Origin of the sequence: Aeromonas sp. s10 (genome assembly GCF_040907975.1) — a bacterium.
GTDB lineage: Bacteria > Pseudomonadota > Gammaproteobacteria > Enterobacterales > Aeromonadaceae > Aeromonas > Aeromonas caviae.
This window is the reverse complement of record NZ_JBFOCV010000043.1, coordinates 114,271-130,456: the sequence shown is the minus strand read 5'-3', so window position 1 is coordinate 130,456 and position 16,186 is coordinate 114,271. Positions and strand designations below refer to the sequence as shown.

The window sequence follows — 16,186 nt, the reverse complement described above, 5'->3', positions numbered from 1 at the left end:
CGGGGTCCCCCATGTCCGATCAGCAGCACGATCTCCGCCAACAGGCACTCGACTACCACGCCCAACCCGTTCCGGGCAAAATCGCCATCGCCCTCACCAAGCCCGCCGAGACCGCTCGCGATCTGGCGCTGGCCTACAGCCCGGGCGTTGCCGAACCGGTACGCGAGATCGCCGCCAATCCGGCCGATGCCTACCGCTACACCGGCAAGGGCAACCTGGTGGCCGTCATCTCCAACGGCACCGCCATTCTGGGGCTGGGCAATCTGGGCCCGCTGGCCTCCAAGCCGGTGATGGAGGGCAAGGCCCTGCTGTTCAAGCGCTTTGCCGGCATCGACGCCATCGACATCGAGGTGAAGCACGAGACCAGCACCCAGTTCATCGATACGGTGGCCGCCATCGCCGACACCTTTGGCGGCATCAACCTGGAAGACATCAAGGCCCCCGAGTGCTTCGAGATTGAAGAGGCGCTGATCGCCCGCTGCGACATCCCGGTGTTCCACGATGACCAGCACGGTACCGCCATCGTCACCGCAGCCGGGCTGCTCAACGCGCTGGAAGTACAGGGCAAGGAGATTGGCACCAGCCGCATCGTCTGCATGGGCGCCGGTGCCGCCGCCACCGCCTGCATGGATCTGCTGATCAAGTGCGGGGCTGCGCCGCACAACATCTTCATGCTGGACCGCCAGGGTGTGATCCACAGTGGCCGCACCGATCTCAACCAGTACAAGCAGCGTTTCGCCAACGACACCCCTCTGCGCACTCTGATGGATGTCATCGACGGGGCTGACGTCTTCGTCGGCGTCTCCGGCCCGGACGTACTGCCTGCCGAGGCGGTGGCCCTGATGGCCCCCAACCCGGTGATCTTCGCCTGCTCCAATCCGGACCCCGAGATCAAGCCTGCCCTGGCTCACGGTGTGCGCGGGGATCTCATCATGGGAACCGGCCGCTCGGACTACCCGAACCAGATCAACAACGTACTCTGCTTCCCCTTCATCTTCCGCGGTGCCCTCGACGCCCGTGCCAGCCGCATCAACGATGCCATGAAGATTGCGGCAGTGGAGGCGATCCGTGCTCTGGCCAAGGAGCCGGTGCCCGCCGAGGTGCTGACCGCCGCTGGCGTGAGTGAACTCGCCTTCGGCAAGGATTACGTCATTCCCAAGCCCATGGACGCCCGCCTGCTGCCGCGGGTTGCCCGTGCCGTGGCGCTGGCGGCGGTTGCCTCCGGGGTGGCCCGCATCGAACTGCCAGGGGATTACATGCTGGGTTGAGTCACGGCAAGTACGCAAAAAACAGAAGGGGCCCCTGTCGGGGGCCCCTTTTTCATGGCGGGAGCGGGCGGCTTACTTGGTCTTGGGAGCAACCTTGACGGCCGGCGCCTTGGCGTGGGCAGCCTTGTGATGCTTTTTCACGACCTTGGTCTGGGTGGCGTGGGGAGCGGCGGCCTTGGTCGGGGTGGCGGCCATGGTGAAGCCGGAGGTCAGGGCGAAGACAGCGGCCAGAGTCAGGGGGATCAGCTTGTTCATATTCCAGTTCCTCGTTCGGTTTGATGACATGGAGCGTTTCTCCATGACTTCATCCTAGGGCTGTTCGACCTGCGGTTCAGTGAGCGACTGGTGACGGTTTGTATCCAAATGTACGGGCAGGGTCAGGCAGAAGCGGGCACCGCTGCGGCTTGGCAGCAGTTGCACCTCGCCGCCGTGGTGGTGGGCGATGCTGCGCACGATGGCCAGCCCCAGCCCGGCGCCGCCGGTGCGTCTGTCCCGGCTCTGATCCAGGCGCACGAAGGGCTCGAAGATTTGCGGGGCCAGCGCGGGATCGATGCCGGGGCCATCGTCGGCCACCTCCAGCAGATAGTCGTCCCCCTGTCGCGCTATACAGAGGCTTGCCTGGCTGGTGGCATGGCGCAGGGCGTTGCCGATGAGGTTCTCCAGCGCCCGGTCCAGCAATCGGGTGTCGCCGCGCCAGGGCAGAGCCATGGCCGGGCGCACGAAGTCGAGCCGCTTGTCCGGCCGCAGGGCCTGCCAGTCGGCCAGGCGGCTGCCGGCCCAGCTGCCGAGCTCCAGATCGCTGCATTGCAGCGGCAGTTCGGGGCGATCGAGCCTGGCATAGGTGAGCATCTCCTCGATGAGGGCATCGAGGGCGCCGAGGTCCCGCTCCAGTCCCTGCTGCTCCTCGGGTGAGGGAGGCTCGGCCAGCATGGCGAGGCGATAGCGCAGCCGCACCAGGGGGGAGCGCAGCTCGTGGGCGATGGCGTCGGTCAACTGTTTGCGACTGGCCAGCATGGCCTGCAACTGCTCCGCCATCTGGTCGAAGGTGCGGCCAACCCGGCTCAGGCTGCTGCCGGGCGGCAAACCGGTGCGACAGGAGAGATCCCCGTCGCCGACCCGGCGGGCGGTCTGTTCGAGTTGTTGCAGGCCGCGCCAGTGGGGGCGCAGCCAGAGCAGGATGGGCAGGCCGAGGGAAAGGCCGATGAGCAGCAGCAGCCCCACGTCCACCCAGTGCAGCTCGTGCAGGTAGGAGAGGTAGGGGACGGGGCCGACGATCAGCACCTTGTCGGTGTTCGGGATGCGCTGCAGGAAGGTGTCATCCTCCTCGACGATGACGATGTTGCCCGCCTCGAGGAAGGCCTGATCCTCGCTGGCCAGGGGCTGGTTGGCGAGGACGCCGATCTGCAGCGGCAGATTGAGCTGGCGGCTCTGCTCGCCGGTGCGGGTGGCCCAGTGTTCCGGCGGCAGCCGGGCCAGCTCGCCAGTGAGCAGGCCGAGGGAGCCTTGCATCATCCGCTCCAGATAACGGTCCCCCGCCCGCTCTGCACTGACCTGATAGACCAGCCCGATGAGCAGAATGGCGAGGGTGAAGCAGCCTATCAGCAGCAGATAGAACTGGATAAACAGGCGTCGCATCGGGGCTCTCCTCTTGCCTGGATTGCGTCTGGGCATTGCCTTGTTGCCCCTCATCCCCAACCCTTCTCCCGCAAGGGGAGAAGGGCGCTGAGAGCATCAAGGTCATTCGGCGGGGCTTATTCCCAGGCCTGGAGCACCAGCAGGTAACCTTCTCTGGCGCACCGTCTTGATCCAGATCGAGTTGTTGCTGTCATTCCCTGGCTTCTGGTGTGCAGGCGTGTGAGACACCAGCTCATTCCCAAGCCTGGGGTACGAGTAGATAACCCTTTTGGCGCACCGTCTTGATGCGGGTCGGGTTGTTGCTGTCATCCCCGAGCCGGCGGCGCAGACGGGAGATGGCCACGTCCATGCTGCGATCCTGGCCGTCGTAGTCGCGCCCCCGCAGGCTGCGAAACAGCGCCTCCCGCCCCAGGATCTGGCCGGCGTGGCAGGCCAGCTCCCACAGGAGGTCGAAATCGGCGGTGGAGAGGGGAATGCTCTCCCCATCGAGGCGCACATCCCGACCCGGGCCGTCTATCTGGAGGCGGCCGAACTGCAGGCGCTGGGGCGGGGCGGCGGGGACCACGGCCTGCTGGCTCTGCCCCTGCTGGCGAAACTGGACTCGCAGCCGGGCCAGCAGCACCGGGGGGGGCGTGGTCTTGAGGATGTAGTCGTTGGCCCCCAGCTCCAGGCTCAGGATCTGGTTCATGTCGCTGTCGAGCGAAGTGAGCATGACGATGGGGCCGGCAAAGCGCGGGCGCAGATCCCGGCACAGGGAGAGGCCATCCTGCCCCGGCAGCATGATGTCGAGCAGCACCAGATCCGGCTGCTCGGCCAGGGCCCTGTCGAGTGCCCGGTCACCCCGGGTCTCCAGCAGCACCTCGATGTCGTGGCGACCGAGCCAACTGCTGATGAGCTGGCCTATCTCGGGATCGTCTTCAACAAACAGAACGCGTGGCATGGTGGCGTGGTTCCCCGGTCATGGCGTGAGTGGGTGTGTCGCCAGCATAACGGCTGCGTCCGCGCTCTGCACCGGGATAACTAATCAATGCGGGGGTTTTTGCCCCTTCTCCCGGGGGGATGGGGGGGCAGGATGAAGCGGTTGGCATCGGGCCGCCCCACTTGTCCCGTGGCGGGTCGGTCCGATGAGGCAGGATCCGCGCCCTTCAGTGGCCAAAGCGGCCCCGGCTGCCATGGGGCAGCCGGGGAACCGCCCGGATCAGCCGCCCTTGCGCTTCAGGTACACCCCGGCTTCCATGTGGTGGGTCCAGGGGAACTGGTCGAACAGGGCGAAGCGGGCGATCTCGTGGGTTTCACCTAGTACGGCCATGTTGGCCTGCAGGGTCTCGGGGTTGCAGGAGATGTAGAGGATGTTGTCGTAATCCTGCACCAGCTTGACGGTGGCGTCGTCCAGACCGGCCCGGGGCGGGTCGACGAAGATGGTGTTGCACTGGTAGGCGCCGAGATCGACCCCCTTGAGGCGGTTGAACTCCCGCTCGCCGCGCATCGCCATGGTGAACTCCTCCGCCGACATGCGCAGGATGATCAGGTTGTCGACACCGTTGGCGGCGATGTTGAACTGGGCGGAGTCCACGCTCGGCTTGGCGATCTCGGTGGCCAGCACCTTGCGAAAGTTCTGCGCCAGAGCGATGGAGAAGTTGCCGTTGCCGCAGTAGAGCTCCAGCAGGTCCCCCTGGCTCCCCTTGGTCACGTCCAGGGCCCAGCCCAGCATCTGTTCGTTGATGGCGGCGTTGGGCTGGGTGAAGCTGTTTTCCACCTGCTTGTAGACCAGCTCGCGCCCCTGCACGGTCAGGCGTTCGATGACGAAGTCATCCCCCAGGCAGATCTTCTGCTTGTGGGCGCGGCCAATCAGTTGCAGCTCGAACCCCTTGGCACGCAGGTCGGCCTGCAGCGCCTCGGCGGCCTGCTGCCACTCGGCTTCCAGCTTGCGGTGGTAGAGCAGGCTGACGCAGATCTGGCCGGACTGGGTGGAGAGATAGTCGATCTGGAACAGCTTCTTGCGCAGCACGGGGTGCGGGCGCAGCCCGGCCAGCAGCACAGGCATCAGCCGGTTGATGAGCAGGCTGGCGGTGGGGAAGCTGTCGACCCGGATAATCTCCTTGGTGGCCGGTGCATACATGCAGTGGAAGAGGTCGTCCCCCTCGTGCCAGATGCGGAACTCGGCGCGCATCCGGTAGTGCTGGGCGGGAGAGGCGTGCAGCTCCAGCGCGGGCGGATTGAAGGGGGCGAACAGCTGGGTGAGGCGATCGCGCTTCTCGTCGAGCTGGGCCTGGTAGTCGGCAGGAGTCCGTCTGCCCTGGGCGTCGGCGGAAGATGGCTGGGATTGAGTCATGGATACCTCGCATGCACCGGGCTGAGCCGGGGAAAGACCGGGGGAAGGCCGCAGCCAACCAAAGGGTGGGGATTTTAAAAGGCCGTTGCGGATTGTCCAAGTTTTTTGTGGTCAAGAAGTGGCCAGTCGGGCCGATAACCGATCCACCACTATAGGCGGGAGAGTAATGATGCAAATTGATGGCATGGGCGCAGCCCAACCCAAGGGAGTGGGCATTGCTCCCAAATCGCCTCAACAGACGGAGTCGAAAACGGCGGACAAGGGGGATGAGGTCTCCCTGAACAAGCCCCCGAAATGGGCCCAGGTGCTGATCCAGCAGGCGCTGCAATTTGCGCTGGAGATCAACGGCCAGGGCTACAAGGCACCCAAGGTGCAGGAACCCCAGGAGATCACCCCGGAGACCCTGTTCGATTTCCAGTCGGTGGCGGACAACGTGCTGCAGTTCGTCACCGGGCGGATAGGCGCGGCCCGTGCGGACGGCAAGTCCGACGACGACCTGACCAAGATGATGGAGCAGGCCCGCAAGGGGGTGGACAAGGGCTTCGGTGACGCCAGGAAGCAGCTCGGTGACTGGGCGGACAACGAGGACATCAAGACCGGCATGGATCAGAGCTACAAGCTGATCCAGAAGGGGCTAGACGAGTTCGAGAAGGAGTTCTTCGGCAAGGTGTCGACGACGGATCTGGGGGATGCCAGGATGGCCAGCCGCCAGCAGGCCCTCCTCGAGATCGAGACCCGGGATGGGGACAAGGTGATGTTGCGCTTCAGCGACAGCTGGCAGTTCAAGTCCCAGAGCGATGGGGGCGGCAGCCAGTTCAGCCTCAAGTCGAGCCAGAGCTTCGACTTCTCCCTGGAGGGGGATCTCGACAGTGCCGAGATGGATGCCATCGGCACCCTGGTCAAGGGGCTGGACGAGCTGGCCGGGCAGTTCTTCAAGGGGGGCGACGGCAAGACTCTGGCTGACGGGCTGAACGGGCTGCAACTGGATGACAGCCAGCTGGTCTCCTACTCCCTCAAGCTCAAGCAATCGGCCAAGTTGAGTCAGACCTACCAGGGGGCCAGTTCCCTGCAGGAGAGCCTCAAGCCCCTGGCGGACTACCTGCCGAGGCTCAGCCGGTTGCAGCAGCAGGCCGACGCCCTGCTGCCCCCTTCCCAGCAGGAGGCGCTGACGCCCACCGTGCTGGCGGCGCGGGGTCAGGATGGGGCGACCCAGGGGGCAGGCTTCATGGGCTTCAACCAGCGGATGCTGGAAGCCATGAGGCTGCTTGGCCAGCAGATGGCGACCGGCTAGTCTGGCGACGCCCCCGTGATGCCGGCGGGGGCGGGGTGTTTGCCAGCCCGTCCCCGGGCTGGCACACTGCCCTTTTCCCCAGCCCGGCGATGCCATGAACCCCAAGAAGCCAAGAGACAAGCGCGAGCTCTGCTACCCCTTCATCTTCGAAACCCAGTTCCAGTGCGACTACGAGATCGCCACCGACGAGCTCTGCTGCCAGGTGGGGGCCGTGCTCTCTCATCTGATGCCGGATGAGGATACCCGGCCCGTGATGGCGGATCTGGCGACCCTGCAGCGGCTCATCTACAACCTCAACGGCTCGGTGCGGGGACGGCTCGGCATCTTCGAGGAGGATCTGGACTGGCTGAAGGGGCGGTACGATCACTACAACGAGGCGAGTCGCGGCCGAGTGACCGGCTTCGTGCTGCCCCAGGGGCCCCAGCCCATTCCCACCCTGCACCTGTGCCGCTGTGGCAGCAAGAAGGTGGTGCGTCTGCTGGTACGCCTGGAAGAGAGCGGCGTGCGCTTCGATCCTATCCTCTATCGCTTCGCCAACCTGCTGGCCAACTTCTTCTTCGTGCTCACCGTCTACCTCAAGCAGGCGTGGGATGTGACCGAAGTCCCCTATGTCAGCATCAACTACTGATGAAGAGATGATGTTTGATGCATTCGTCGCATCACACATGGCGGCGTAGGGTTATTGGATCGAAAAACAGCGATGAGGCAGCATCCGCCACTTCGGTGGGTGCAGGCATAAAAAAAACCGGCGCCCCGAGCGCCGGTTTTCTATTGCCGCGATCCCTAGCTCGACAGCAGTACCCTGGCCGAGTTGGCCGGGATCGTGAGCTGCACCTCCCCCTGCACCACCTCGAACTTGTCGCCGTTGAAGGCGTCGGTGAAGCGGCTGGCGGGGCTGGCGGTCTGCCACAGGGGCAGGCTGATGGTGCGCGGCTCCGTGGGGTGGCGGTTGCAGGCGACCACCACCTGATCGCTTTGCAGGGTACGGGCGAACACATAGCTGTGGGGGCCGGCGTAGAGGGTCTGGATGTCTCCCCGGCGCAGGGCCGGGCGCTGGCGGCGCAGCTGGATCAGGCGGCGATAGTGGTCGTGCAGCACGTGATCCCAGTCGGTGGTATCCCAGGGGAAGCAGCGGCGGCAGTCCGGGTCGTTGCCGCCGGAGAGCCCCACCTCGTCGCCGTAGTAGATGGAGGGCACACCGATGTAGGTGATGAGCAGGGTGGCGGCGAGTCGCATCCGCTGCTTGTCTTCCCCCAGCAGGTGCAGGAAGCGGGCAGTGTCGTGGCTGTCCAGCAGGTTGAACTGGGCCAGCTGGTTCTTGAACGGAATATGGGCCCGCGCCAGCTTGAGCCAGTGATCCAGCTCGGTGGCGCTGATCTTGATGGGGTGATAGGCGATGTCCTGCCCCGCCAGGAAGGCGCGGATGGGGTGGGCGAAGCCGTAGTAGTTCATGGCGCCGTCCTCCTGATCCCCCTGCAGCCACTGGCTCGCTTCGAAGAAGTGCTCGCCCAGCACGTAGGCGTCCGGATTCTCCTGCTTCACCGCGCCGCGAATGGCGCGTACATGGCCGCGATTGCCCTCGGCAGTGCCCCGCTCCCCCAGCATGTGGATGACGTCAAAGCGCCAGCCATCGATCTGGTAGGGGGCGCGCATCCAGTAGCGCAGAATGGCGTTGTCTGCCCGATAAACGGCGTCCTGCACCTGTTCACTTGAGAAATCCAGCTTGGGCAGGCTGCGGATCCCTTTCCAGCTAACATAATCCCCTTCCTGATCGAAGGTGTAGAAGCTGCGCCAGGGGGAGTCCGGGTTGCTCTGGGCGCCCAGCGGTGGGCAGAACCAGGGGTGCTCGGTGGAGGTGTGGTTGACCACCGCATCCAGGATGATCCTCATGCCGCGCTGGTGCAGGTTGCGGGTCAGCTCGGCAAACTGGGCATTGGTACCGAGGTGCGCATCCACCTTGAAGTAGTCCTGGGTGTCGTACTTGTGGTTGCTCGGCGAATCGAAGATGGGGTTGAGGTAGAGCGCCGTCACACCCAGGGATTGCAGGTAGTGCAGCTTGGCGTCGATGCCCGCCAGATCCCCGCCGTAGAATTCACAGGCGCCGTGCCCCTCTTCGTGGCGGCTGACCGGCTCGCCCCAGGCCTTGCTGATGACCGCCTTGCCCCTGTACTCGTACTCGTGATGCTTGACGCTCAGCAACGGGTCGCCGTTGCAGAAGCGGTCGGGGAAGATCTGGTAGAACACCTGATCCTGCACCCAGGCCGGGGGCTGGTGATGGCTGTTGAAGCGGAAATGCTGCTCCCGCGGCGGCATGGCGGCGCTGACGCCTGCCCCGTGCAGCCACCACTGCTCCTCGTCGGTGAGGCACTTGAAGCAGTAGAGGTGGATCTCCTGCCCCCTGGCCAGCGGCAGTTCGACCTGCCAGACCTGAAGCCTGTCCCGGGTGGCGATCGGCGTCATGGCGACCAGATACTCCTCGTTGTCCGGCTCGTGGCGCAGCCACACCTCGCGGATGGGGGCGTCCAGCTCGCTGAACAGGGTGAGCTGCAGGGTGTCGGCACTCTCTTTGAACCAGGGTGCCGCCTGGGGGTGAAACAGGAAGGGATGGGTCATGGTATCTACTGTGTCAGAGAGGCTCAGGAGTGGGGGATGGGCGCAGGCCATCTTATCCCGTCCATGGGCGTGTGTATGTGACGACCGGCCAGAATGAGACGGTGCTTCCGGCTTGGCTGGGCGGTCTGCCGTGACGCTATTGGGTCAGCAAATCGGCAAGGGCGTTGCCCTGTTCGTGCAGCTGCTCCAGCTGATCCGCCAGAATGAGACGGGGATCCGGCTCCTGCTGATCGGCCGTTGTACATCTACTGGGTCAGCAAATCGGCCAGGGCGTTGCCCTGCTCGTGGAGCTGCTCCAGCTGATCCGCCAGGCTGGCGGGATCCAGCCCCAGCTGGTCAGCCAGGGTTCTGGGGAAACGGGCGATGATGGCCTGTGCCGGTACACCGGCCTGCCAGGCGAAGGAGACGAAGACGGCGAGCCGGATGAGCACGGCCTCCTTGCTGACCGGATCGTGGGAGAGGGGGTCGAGCTGCTGGGCGATGGCATCCACGAAGGCGGGCGACAGGTTCCAGCGCCGCGCCAGCTCTGCGCCGAGCTGGGCATAGTCGTAACCCAGCATCTCCCGCTGGGCATCGACCCGGCTGCTGCCTTTCTCGATGGCCAGATTGATGAGCCCCGCCTCTTCCGGCAGGGTGCTCTGGATCAGCAGCTCGCCAATGTTGTGAATGAGGGCGCAGGTGAAGGCGGTCTCGGGATCCACCGAGGTGGTCTGCTGTGCCAGGGTGCGGGCAATGGTGGCGACCTGGAAGGTCTGGGTCCAGAAGTGGAGCTTGTCAAAGCCGGGAGGGGCCTTGAAGCTGCTGATGATGCCGGAGGCGACCACCACGGAGCGCAGGCGGTTGAAACCGAGGCGGATCACCGCCTGTTCGATGGAGGTGATTTCATTGCCACGGCGCAGGGCAGCGGAGTTGGCCATCCGCAGTACCTTGACGCTGATCACCTGGTCCATGGCGATCTTGGCCGCGATCTCGTCGATGCGGGCATTCTCGTCGTTGAAACTCTGCATCAGCTCGTGCAGCAGTTTCGGAATTGTGGGCAGTTGCTTGATCTTGCCAAACAGGCGATCCATCGACATGGCTGAGGCAGCCTCCATTGCTAACAATGCCTCATATTGTGCCACAGCCTGGCCAGTTGTTCCTGCTGGCGAGCGGTTTTGTGAGCCCTAGTACACCCAGTCTTGCAGTCTGTATTCCAAACGGTGCCGTTTTCCCTGGAGGATCAGGGTCTGGGTGGAACCGCTCAGTGTGGCCCCCTCCGTCAGTGTGGCGAGCACGGCCTGCTCTATCAGATCGAGTTCGGGGGGACAGGCCATGGCGGTGCTGCCGAGGCTGGTGACCCAGAGCTTGTTCCCCTTGAGGTGACCCTGGCCGAAGTAGCGGTTGCAACCGGCGATGCCGTTGACGGTGAAGTGCTCACCGATCTCGATGTCGGGGGGATTGCTGCGGCGGCTGGCGATGGCCTGGCCATCCAGCCGATCGAGCACCCAGTGATGGTGTTGCAGGTCTTGCGAGGCAAAGCGGGGAGCACTGCTGCAGGCGCTGAGCAGAAGCAGGGCGAGCAACAGTAGCAGGTATCTGGGCATTGAAGGGGCTCCGGTGGTGGGTATGACAAGCATACCTGTCCCCGGGCCCAGGCGGCAGGGCGAGGGGGGAGGAGCCCGACCGCTTCTGTCGCCCCGGGGGAAGAGGGGGTGTCGGCAAATGGCAACACCCGCCCCGAGCGAACCTGTCTACCGGTTGCCCATGGCTCCCCTGGCCGTCTCAGTCCGCAAACAGGCGCTCGGCATAGCGGGCGAGGCCCGAGGCCACCGAACCGAAGTCATCACCCCCCTCCAGCGGTACCTTGGGCAGTTTCTGCTGGATGAAGGCCTTGATGAGGGGGGAGCGGGCACTGCCGCCGGTGACGAAGACCCGGTCAGGCTGCACGCCTGCCGCCAGGATAGCCTCGTCCATCAGCTCGCCAATCTTCTCCAGCAAGGGGGCGGAAGCACTGGCCAGCTGGGGGCGGGTGAGTGCCGCCTCCAGCCCTTTTTCCAGCTCGTTCAGGGTCTGGTGATTATGCTCGTGGTCGGAGAGGGCGATTTTGCCCTGCTCGGCGCGCCACACCAGTTGATGGCTCAGCTTGTGGGCCCGCAGGCTGGCGAGGCGCGGGAGCTTGCTGCCCGGCTGGCTGTCGAGCTGGAGATCCTGCAACTGACGTGCGGTATCCAGGCTGTAGAAACGGCTCTGGGCACTGACGTCATTGATGGCGGCGGCGTCCCAGAACAGGGGATGGGGCAGTGGCTTGCCGGTCTTGAGGGTCTCGTGCATGCCGAGCAGCGGCATCATGCCCTCCACGGTCAGGCGGATGTCGAAGTCGTTGCCCCCGATGCGCTGGCCGCTGTGACCGAGCAGATCGCCGCTGCGATCCAGCTGGTCACGGTGGCTCGGGCCCATGCGCAGTACGGAGCAGTCGGTGGTCCCGCCCCCGATATCCACCACCAGCACCACCGCATCCTCGGTGAGGCGCGCTTCGAACTCGAAGCCGGCGGCCACCGGTTCATAGAGGAACTCCACCCGCTCGAACCCGGCGAGGCGTGCCGCCTCCCTCAGGATGGCGATGGCCTGGCGGTTGCTCTCTTCCCCCGCCAGTCCCTGGAAGTTGACCGGTCGGCCGATCACCGCCTGGCGGATGGTGCTGCCCGTCTGCTGCTCCGCCTCCCGGCGCACGTGCAACATCATGGCGCAGACAATGTCCTCGAACAGGGCGATTTGGGGAGCCTTGAGGCCATAGGCCCCGAGAAAGGATTTGGGGGACTTGATGTAGTAGCCCTCGTCCGGCTCTTCCAGATAGCGCGCCAGCGCCGCACCGCCGAAGCTCAGCTCGTCGATGAGTCCCTCTTCGCGCATCTGGCGGCGCACCGCCTGGGCCCGGGTCACCACGGGACCGCGCAGCTTGAGGTATTCGCTCTGCTGGACGGGGGCCAGGCCTTCGGCCAGGAGGCCGGCGATGGCGTCCCGGTGGGGGGCGTGCAGGGTGGAGGGAAGGTAATGGGAACCGGAGAGGGTCAGCAGCCTGGGGCTGCCCTGTTCCATCACGGCGACGGCACAGTTGGAGGTACCGTAATCAAATCCGATGAACATGCTGGCCAGACTCCTGTACAAAAAAGGGCTGGTAGCCTACCCGATGCCGCCGGGTCTCACAACCCGGCGGCGGGATCAATGGCGTGGCGACAACGTCTCAGGGATCACTCCACTTCGTTGTCTGAGCGGCCCTGGCTCTCGATGGCCTGGATGTTGCGGAGGGTGGTGTCGGCGATGGCGTGCAGCGCCTCCCGGGTCAGGAAGGCCTGGTGACCGGTGAACAGCACGTTGTGACAGGCAGACAGGCGGCGGAAGACGTCGTCGGTGATCACCTCGTTGGACTTGTCCTCGAAGAAGAGGTCTTCCTCCTCCTCATAGACGTCCAGCCCCAGGGCGCCGATGCGGGCAGTCTTGAGGGCCTCGATGGCGGCGTTGGAGTCGAGCAGGCCGCCCCGGCTGGTGTTGATGATCATCACCCCGTCCTTCATCTTGGCGAAGGCCTCCTTGTTCAGCAGGTGATAGTTCTCCTTGAACAGGGGGCAGTGCAGGCTGATGACATCGGACTGACGGAACAGGGTGTCGAGATCCACGTACTCGGCGCCCAGATCGATGGCCGCCTGGTTCGGATAGGGGTCGCTCACCAGCAGGCGCATGCCGAACCCCTTGAGGATGCGCAAGGTGGCGATGCCGATCTTGCCGGTGCCTATGATGCCGGCGGTACGGCCATGCATGTTGAAGCCCACCAGCCCTTCCAGGGAGAAGTTGGCGTCCCGGGTGCGCTGATACGCCTTATGGATGCGGCGGTTGAGGGTCATCATCAGGCCCACCGCATGTTCGGCAACGGCCTCGGGGGAGTAGGCAGGCACCCGCACCACCTTGAGTCCCAGCTCCTTGGCGGCGGCCAGATCCACGTTGTTGTAACCGGCGCAGCGCAGGGCGATGACCCTGGTGCCGTACTGCGCCAGCTCGGCCAGCACTTCGCGGTCGGCATCATCGTTGACGAACAGGCAGACCACGGGGAAGCCGTGGGCGAGACGGGCCGTCTTGGCCTCCAGCCGCACGTCGAAGAACTCCAGATCGAAACCGTACTGGCCGTTGGCCTGGTGGAAATGTTCTTTGTCGTAGCTCTTGGTACTGAAAACGGCGACTCTCATGGTGCGCTCTCCGTAGATAATGATGTGGTTAAATTACAACAAATAGTGACCGTCATCACGGGATAAGTGGTGCTGTTTCAACCCCAGGGCATGATGGGAACGGCACTGACCGCACTCTTGTACGAACCATCCACCAACTTGGTGCTGTAAGTCAGATAGACAAGGGCATTGCGCTTCTCGTCGTAAAAACGCACCACCTTCTGCTCCTTGAACACCAGCGAGGTGCTGACGTCGAACACCTCTTCCCCCGCCTTCAGCTTGGCGGGCAGGGTGATGGGGCCGATCTGGTGGCAGGAGAGGGAGGCGTGGGAGGGATCTTCCGCCAGCCCGAGTCCACCCTTGACGCCGCCGGTCTTGGGGCGGGCCAGATAGCAGGCGACACCGGCGATTTTAGGGTCGTCGAACGCCTCCACTAGGATCTTGTGGTTGGGTCCGAGCAGCTTGAAGGCGGTGCTCACCTCGCCGACGGGATCTGCCTTGTCGGCCAGCACCGGGCCGGCCATCAGTGCCCCCAGCAGCAGGGGCAGGGTGCGAGCAAGGGTCTGAAGATGTCTCATGGTCTCTCCTGTTGGCCTCCCTCAGAAAGGGATGCCCAAACGACGATAGAGGCTGGCCAGCACCCAGGCGGGGCCTACCAGCAGAAATTGCAGGTCGGTGAGAAAGGAGGGGCGTTTCCCCTCGATATGGTGACCGACGAATTGAGCTATCCAGAACAGCACGAACCCGATGAGGGCAGGCCACAGCAGCGGCCCCTGCCAGACGTGGCAGAAGGCCAGTCCCAGGGCGGTCAGGGCCGTCATCCCCGTAAAGATCGTCAACGACAGCCGCAGGTAGAAGACCAGCACCGGGATGGTCACCAGCCCCGCCCAGTTGAAGGACGCTGGCAGGGGACCGGCGGGCAGGCACCAGAGCAGTGCCAGGATGCAGAGGTAGATGCCTGGCACCGCCACCTTGTGGATGGCCACATTGACGGGGTGTTGATGGCTCTGGCCGTAGTCGCGAAACCAGTCATCCAGTCGTTTCATGGCACCTCCCTGGTGCGCGTATTGAGGCCGGGCGACCTCGCGTTCCTGTGCGTCTGCGGCGGGCTGCGCCCACCGGATGGGATGACCCGCGGCTGATCACGCTCCCGGCGGCGGATATTCCCAATGCCGGGATACCGTGTCCGTTCATGCTCGCAGCGGTGGATATTCTCAACGCCGGATATCGTGTCCGTTTACTCCTGCGACGGTGGATATTTCCAATACCGGAGGCCGTGTCCGTTCACGCTCGCAGCGGTGGATATTCTCAACGCCGGATATCGTGTCCATTTACTCCTGCGACGGTGGATATTCCCAATATTGGGCCGGAATGCTTTTGAGCAAGGGGGTCATGTCGGGATTGGGCAGGGCGATGGTGACTCTCTGCTCCAGATTGGCGCTGGCCAGGGCCTCGCGGATCTTGGGGTTCTCCCGAAAGAACGCCATGAAGCTGCCGTCGGCATAGGCACGCTCGAGGCCGGTCTGGATCGCCTTGGCCAGCTTCGGCGACTCCGGGCTGACGAAGAAGAACTCGGCGAAGGGGTAGCGGATCAGCAGGTGCTGATCGATCACCAGGTTGGGATATTGTGCCGCCAGCTCGCTGCGTTCGGCGAAGATTTCCACCAGACCACGGGGGAAGAAGTCCAGCTTGTCGCCGTCATTCATCAGGCGAAACAGGTTGCTGTAGCGCCCGGCATAGGTGGGAATGCCTGCCAGTTCCAGGATCTTGTTGTCGGCCCAGCCCACCCCCTGGGCGGCTTTCAGTTTCTTGAGGTCTGCCAGGGTGTTGATCTGGTTGAACCGCTCCTGGGCATCGGCGTGGATGAAGGAGAGGCGCAGCCCTTCCAGGCCACGAAACAGCGGGATTGGCACTGCGGTGAGGGAGGATTCCAGCGCGCTGGAGGTACCCATCCAGAACACATTGATGACCTTGCCCTTGGCAAGCGCCTGCTGGAGGCTGTACTGGTTGAGATTGAGGTCGACCCGCTCCAGCTTGTAGGGCTGCCCGGCGTGGTTGAGCGCCAGTTCCAGCAGCTTGAGCTGGTATTCGTTGTCGAGATCGTTGATCGGTCGGCTGGGGACCTTGACGGTGAGCGTCTGTGCTTGTGCCAGCAATGGCAGGCACAAGCACAGCCTGATGAGCCATTTCACGCTTTGATCTCCTGTAGGATCCGGGACTTGCCCGGAGTCTAACAGAAGTTGTCACGCTCTTGCTGTGAAAGGGGCCGGGGATCACCCGGCCGCGTCATCTTCGGGCATGGCCTGCCCTGTGCCCGGCTCGTACCGAGGCCGGGCTTGTTCGCCGCATCAGGCGACGCGACGGAACACGTGAGTGTCGTTGAATTCCTTGGTGCTCTGGCATTCAACACAGAAGCGGGACTCGGGACGGGCCTGCAGCCGCTTGAGAGAGATCTCGTCGCCACAGGATTCGCAATAGCCGAAATCCCCTTCATTGATGCGCTTCAACGCCCCTTTCAGCTTGCGCAGGTGCAACTTGTCGTGCTCGATGCGGTTCAGCTCCAGGCGACGGGCCTCCTCGACACTGGCACGGTCAATTTCATCCGCCATCTCGTTGGTATCGGTGGCGATAGCCTGGCTGGCCTGGGAGTTGAGACGTTCTTCGAGCTCAAGGATTTGTCGCTCGATCTGGCCTTTGTAGAAGGTCAGTTGGTCTTCTGTCATGAAATCACACATACGGTTTGCTACCAGTCAGTTTCCCAATGTTACCCATTGATGGGGGCTGTCTGTCGTCAGACCAAGCCCTTGTATCCCGTTTTGCACCAAATCCATGCAGGAGAGTGCAAATCAGG

General features: G+C 64.0%; 16 protein-coding genes. 3 read left to right on the top strand and 13 right to left on the bottom strand.

All coding sequences use genetic code 11. The annotated features are described in order from the left end of the window. The first annotated feature begins 11 nt into the window (after nucleotides 1-11). Nucleotides 12-1,268: a malic enzyme-like NAD(P)-binding protein gene (locus AB5Y59_RS16430; protein ID WP_219604266.1), complete on the top strand. Its 1,257-nt coding sequence runs from the start codon at nucleotides 12-14 to the stop codon at nucleotides 1,266-1,268. A gap of 72 nt (nucleotides 1,269-1,340) precedes the next feature. Here the strand turns inward: AB5Y59_RS16430 and AB5Y59_RS16425 are convergent, their stop codons facing one another. The 4 genes from AB5Y59_RS16425 to trmA form a co-directional block, all read right to left on the bottom strand. Further along, nucleotides 1,341-1,523 carry a hypothetical protein gene (locus AB5Y59_RS16425; RefSeq protein ID WP_010676075.1) on the bottom strand — a complete coding sequence of 61 codons (183 nt, stop codon included), beginning with the start codon at nucleotides 1,521-1,523 and terminating at the stop codon, nucleotides 1,341-1,343. A gap of 54 nt (nucleotides 1,524-1,577) precedes the next feature. Beyond that, the gene (gene rstB, locus AB5Y59_RS16420; RefSeq protein ID WP_324031885.1) at nucleotides 1,578-2,903 is read right to left on the bottom strand and encodes a two-component system sensor histidine kinase RstB; all 1,326 of its coding nucleotides are present in this window, start codon (nucleotides 2,901-2,903) and stop codon (nucleotides 1,578-1,580) included. Between the two features lie 232 nt (nucleotides 2,904-3,135). Continuing rightward, the gene (gene rstA / locus AB5Y59_RS16415) at nucleotides 3,136-3,843 is read right to left on the bottom strand and encodes a two-component system response regulator RstA (RefSeq protein WP_010676073.1); all 708 of its coding nucleotides are present in this window, start codon (nucleotides 3,841-3,843) and stop codon (nucleotides 3,136-3,138) included. A gap of 258 nt (nucleotides 3,844-4,101) precedes the next feature. After that, nucleotides 4,102-5,235 carry a tRNA (uridine(54)-C5)-methyltransferase TrmA gene (trmA, locus tag AB5Y59_RS16410; protein ID WP_368212361.1) on the bottom strand — a complete coding sequence of 378 codons (1,134 nt, stop codon included), beginning with the start codon at nucleotides 5,233-5,235 and terminating at the stop codon, nucleotides 4,102-4,104. A gap of 169 nt (nucleotides 5,236-5,404) precedes the next feature. Between trmA and AB5Y59_RS16405 the strand changes: the two genes are divergently transcribed. Together AB5Y59_RS16405 and AB5Y59_RS16400 are read left to right on the top strand one after the other, a co-directional pair. Further along, the gene (locus tag AB5Y59_RS16405; RefSeq protein ID WP_049636071.1) at nucleotides 5,405-6,526 is read left to right on the top strand and encodes a DUF5610 domain-containing protein; all 1,122 of its coding nucleotides are present in this window, start codon (nucleotides 5,405-5,407) and stop codon (nucleotides 6,524-6,526) included. 94 nt (nucleotides 6,527-6,620) lie between these two features. Then, nucleotides 6,621-7,154, top strand: a complete 534-nt coding sequence (locus AB5Y59_RS16400) for an ATP--cob(I)alamin adenosyltransferase (RefSeq protein WP_042016441.1) — start codon at nucleotides 6,621-6,623, stop codon at nucleotides 7,152-7,154. A gap of 155 nt (nucleotides 7,155-7,309) precedes the next feature. Here AB5Y59_RS16400 and malZ read toward each other — a convergent pair whose 3' ends face one another. From malZ to AB5Y59_RS16355, 9 genes are all read right to left on the bottom strand, one after another. Continuing rightward, on the bottom strand, nucleotides 7,310-9,139 hold the full coding sequence (gene malZ, locus AB5Y59_RS16395) for a maltodextrin glucosidase (protein ID WP_368212359.1): 1,830 nt from the start codon (nucleotides 9,137-9,139) through the stop codon (nucleotides 7,310-7,312). Nucleotides 9,140-9,384: 245 nt separating this feature from the next. Next, nucleotides 9,385-10,233: an HDOD domain-containing protein gene (locus AB5Y59_RS16390; RefSeq protein ID WP_039039670.1), complete on the bottom strand. Its 849-nt coding sequence runs from the start codon at nucleotides 10,231-10,233 to the stop codon at nucleotides 9,385-9,387. Nucleotides 10,234-10,302: 69 nt separating this feature from the next. Further along, nucleotides 10,303-10,722, bottom strand: coding sequence for an META domain-containing protein (locus AB5Y59_RS16385; RefSeq protein WP_010676067.1), 420 nt, complete (start codon nucleotides 10,720-10,722; stop codon nucleotides 10,303-10,305). 178 nt (nucleotides 10,723-10,900) lie between these two features. Then, nucleotides 10,901-12,262, bottom strand: coding sequence for a molecular chaperone (gene yegD, locus AB5Y59_RS16380; protein WP_039039669.1), 1,362 nt, complete (start codon nucleotides 12,260-12,262; stop codon nucleotides 10,901-10,903). A 104-nt stretch (nucleotides 12,263-12,366) separates the two neighbouring features. Continuing rightward, the gene (locus tag AB5Y59_RS16375; RefSeq protein WP_368212357.1) at nucleotides 12,367-13,356 is read right to left on the bottom strand and encodes a 2-hydroxyacid dehydrogenase; all 990 of its coding nucleotides are present in this window, start codon (nucleotides 13,354-13,356) and stop codon (nucleotides 12,367-12,369) included. 77 nt (nucleotides 13,357-13,433) lie between these two features. Further along, the gene (locus tag AB5Y59_RS16370) at nucleotides 13,434-13,913 is read right to left on the bottom strand and encodes a CreA family protein (protein ID WP_041214236.1); all 480 of its coding nucleotides are present in this window, start codon (nucleotides 13,911-13,913) and stop codon (nucleotides 13,434-13,436) included. Between the two features lie 21 nt (nucleotides 13,914-13,934). Then, on the bottom strand, nucleotides 13,935-14,381 hold the full coding sequence (locus AB5Y59_RS16365) for a DUF962 domain-containing protein (RefSeq protein WP_041211971.1): 447 nt from the start codon (nucleotides 14,379-14,381) through the stop codon (nucleotides 13,935-13,937). Nucleotides 14,382-14,666: 285 nt separating this feature from the next. After that, nucleotides 14,667-15,527: a hypothetical protein gene (locus AB5Y59_RS16360; protein ID WP_010676062.1), complete on the bottom strand. Its 861-nt coding sequence runs from the start codon at nucleotides 15,525-15,527 to the stop codon at nucleotides 14,667-14,669. A gap of 156 nt (nucleotides 15,528-15,683) precedes the next feature. After that, nucleotides 15,684-16,070, bottom strand: coding sequence for a TraR/DksA C4-type zinc finger protein (locus tag AB5Y59_RS16355; protein WP_010676061.1), 387 nt, complete (start codon nucleotides 16,068-16,070; stop codon nucleotides 15,684-15,686). Nucleotides 16,071-16,186: the final 116 nt, after the last annotated feature.

Excerpts from the sequence above, each read along its gene's own strand:
- AB5Y59_RS16405 (WP_049636071.1), top strand. The coding sequence starts at position 5,405 with ATGCAAATTGATGGCATGGGCGCAGCCCAACCCAAGGGAGTGGGCATT.
- AB5Y59_RS16370 (WP_041214236.1), bottom strand. The coding sequence starts at position 13,913 with ATGAGACATCTTCAGACCCTTGCTCGCACCCTGCCCCTGCTGCTGGGG.
- rstB (WP_324031885.1), bottom strand. The coding sequence starts at position 2,903 with ATGCGACGCCTGTTTATCCAGTTCTATCTGCTGCTGATAGGCTGCTTC.
- AB5Y59_RS16400 (WP_042016441.1), top strand. The coding sequence starts at position 6,621 with ATGAACCCCAAGAAGCCAAGAGACAAGCGCGAGCTCTGCTACCCCTTC.
- AB5Y59_RS16385 (WP_010676067.1), bottom strand. The coding sequence starts at position 10,722 with ATGCCCAGATACCTGCTACTGTTGCTCGCCCTGCTTCTGCTCAGCGCC.
- malZ (WP_368212359.1), bottom strand. The coding sequence starts at position 9,139 with ATGACCCATCCCTTCCTGTTTCACCCCCAGGCGGCACCCTGGTTCAAA.
- AB5Y59_RS16375 (WP_368212357.1), bottom strand. The coding sequence starts at position 13,356 with ATGAGAGTCGCCGTTTTCAGTACCAAGAGCTACGACAAAGAACATTTC.
- trmA (WP_368212361.1), bottom strand. The coding sequence starts at position 5,235 with ATGACTCAATCCCAGCCATCTTCCGCCGACGCCCAGGGCAGACGGACT.
- AB5Y59_RS16365 (WP_041211971.1), bottom strand. The coding sequence starts at position 14,381 with ATGAAACGACTGGATGACTGGTTTCGCGACTACGGCCAGAGCCATCAA.
- yegD (WP_039039669.1), bottom strand. The coding sequence starts at position 12,262 with ATGTTCATCGGATTTGATTACGGTACCTCCAACTGTGCCGTCGCCGTG.
- AB5Y59_RS16390 (WP_039039670.1), bottom strand. The coding sequence starts at position 10,233 with ATGGAGGCTGCCTCAGCCATGTCGATGGATCGCCTGTTTGGCAAGATC.
- AB5Y59_RS16425 (WP_010676075.1), bottom strand. The coding sequence starts at position 1,523 with ATGAACAAGCTGATCCCCCTGACTCTGGCCGCTGTCTTCGCCCTGACC.
- rstA (WP_010676073.1), bottom strand. The coding sequence starts at position 3,843 with ATGCCACGCGTTCTGTTTGTTGAAGACGATCCCGAGATAGGCCAGCTC.
- AB5Y59_RS16355 (WP_010676061.1), bottom strand. The coding sequence starts at position 16,070 with ATGTGTGATTTCATGACAGAAGACCAACTGACCTTCTACAAAGGCCAG.
- AB5Y59_RS16430 (WP_219604266.1), top strand. The coding sequence starts at position 12 with ATGTCCGATCAGCAGCACGATCTCCGCCAACAGGCACTCGACTACCAC.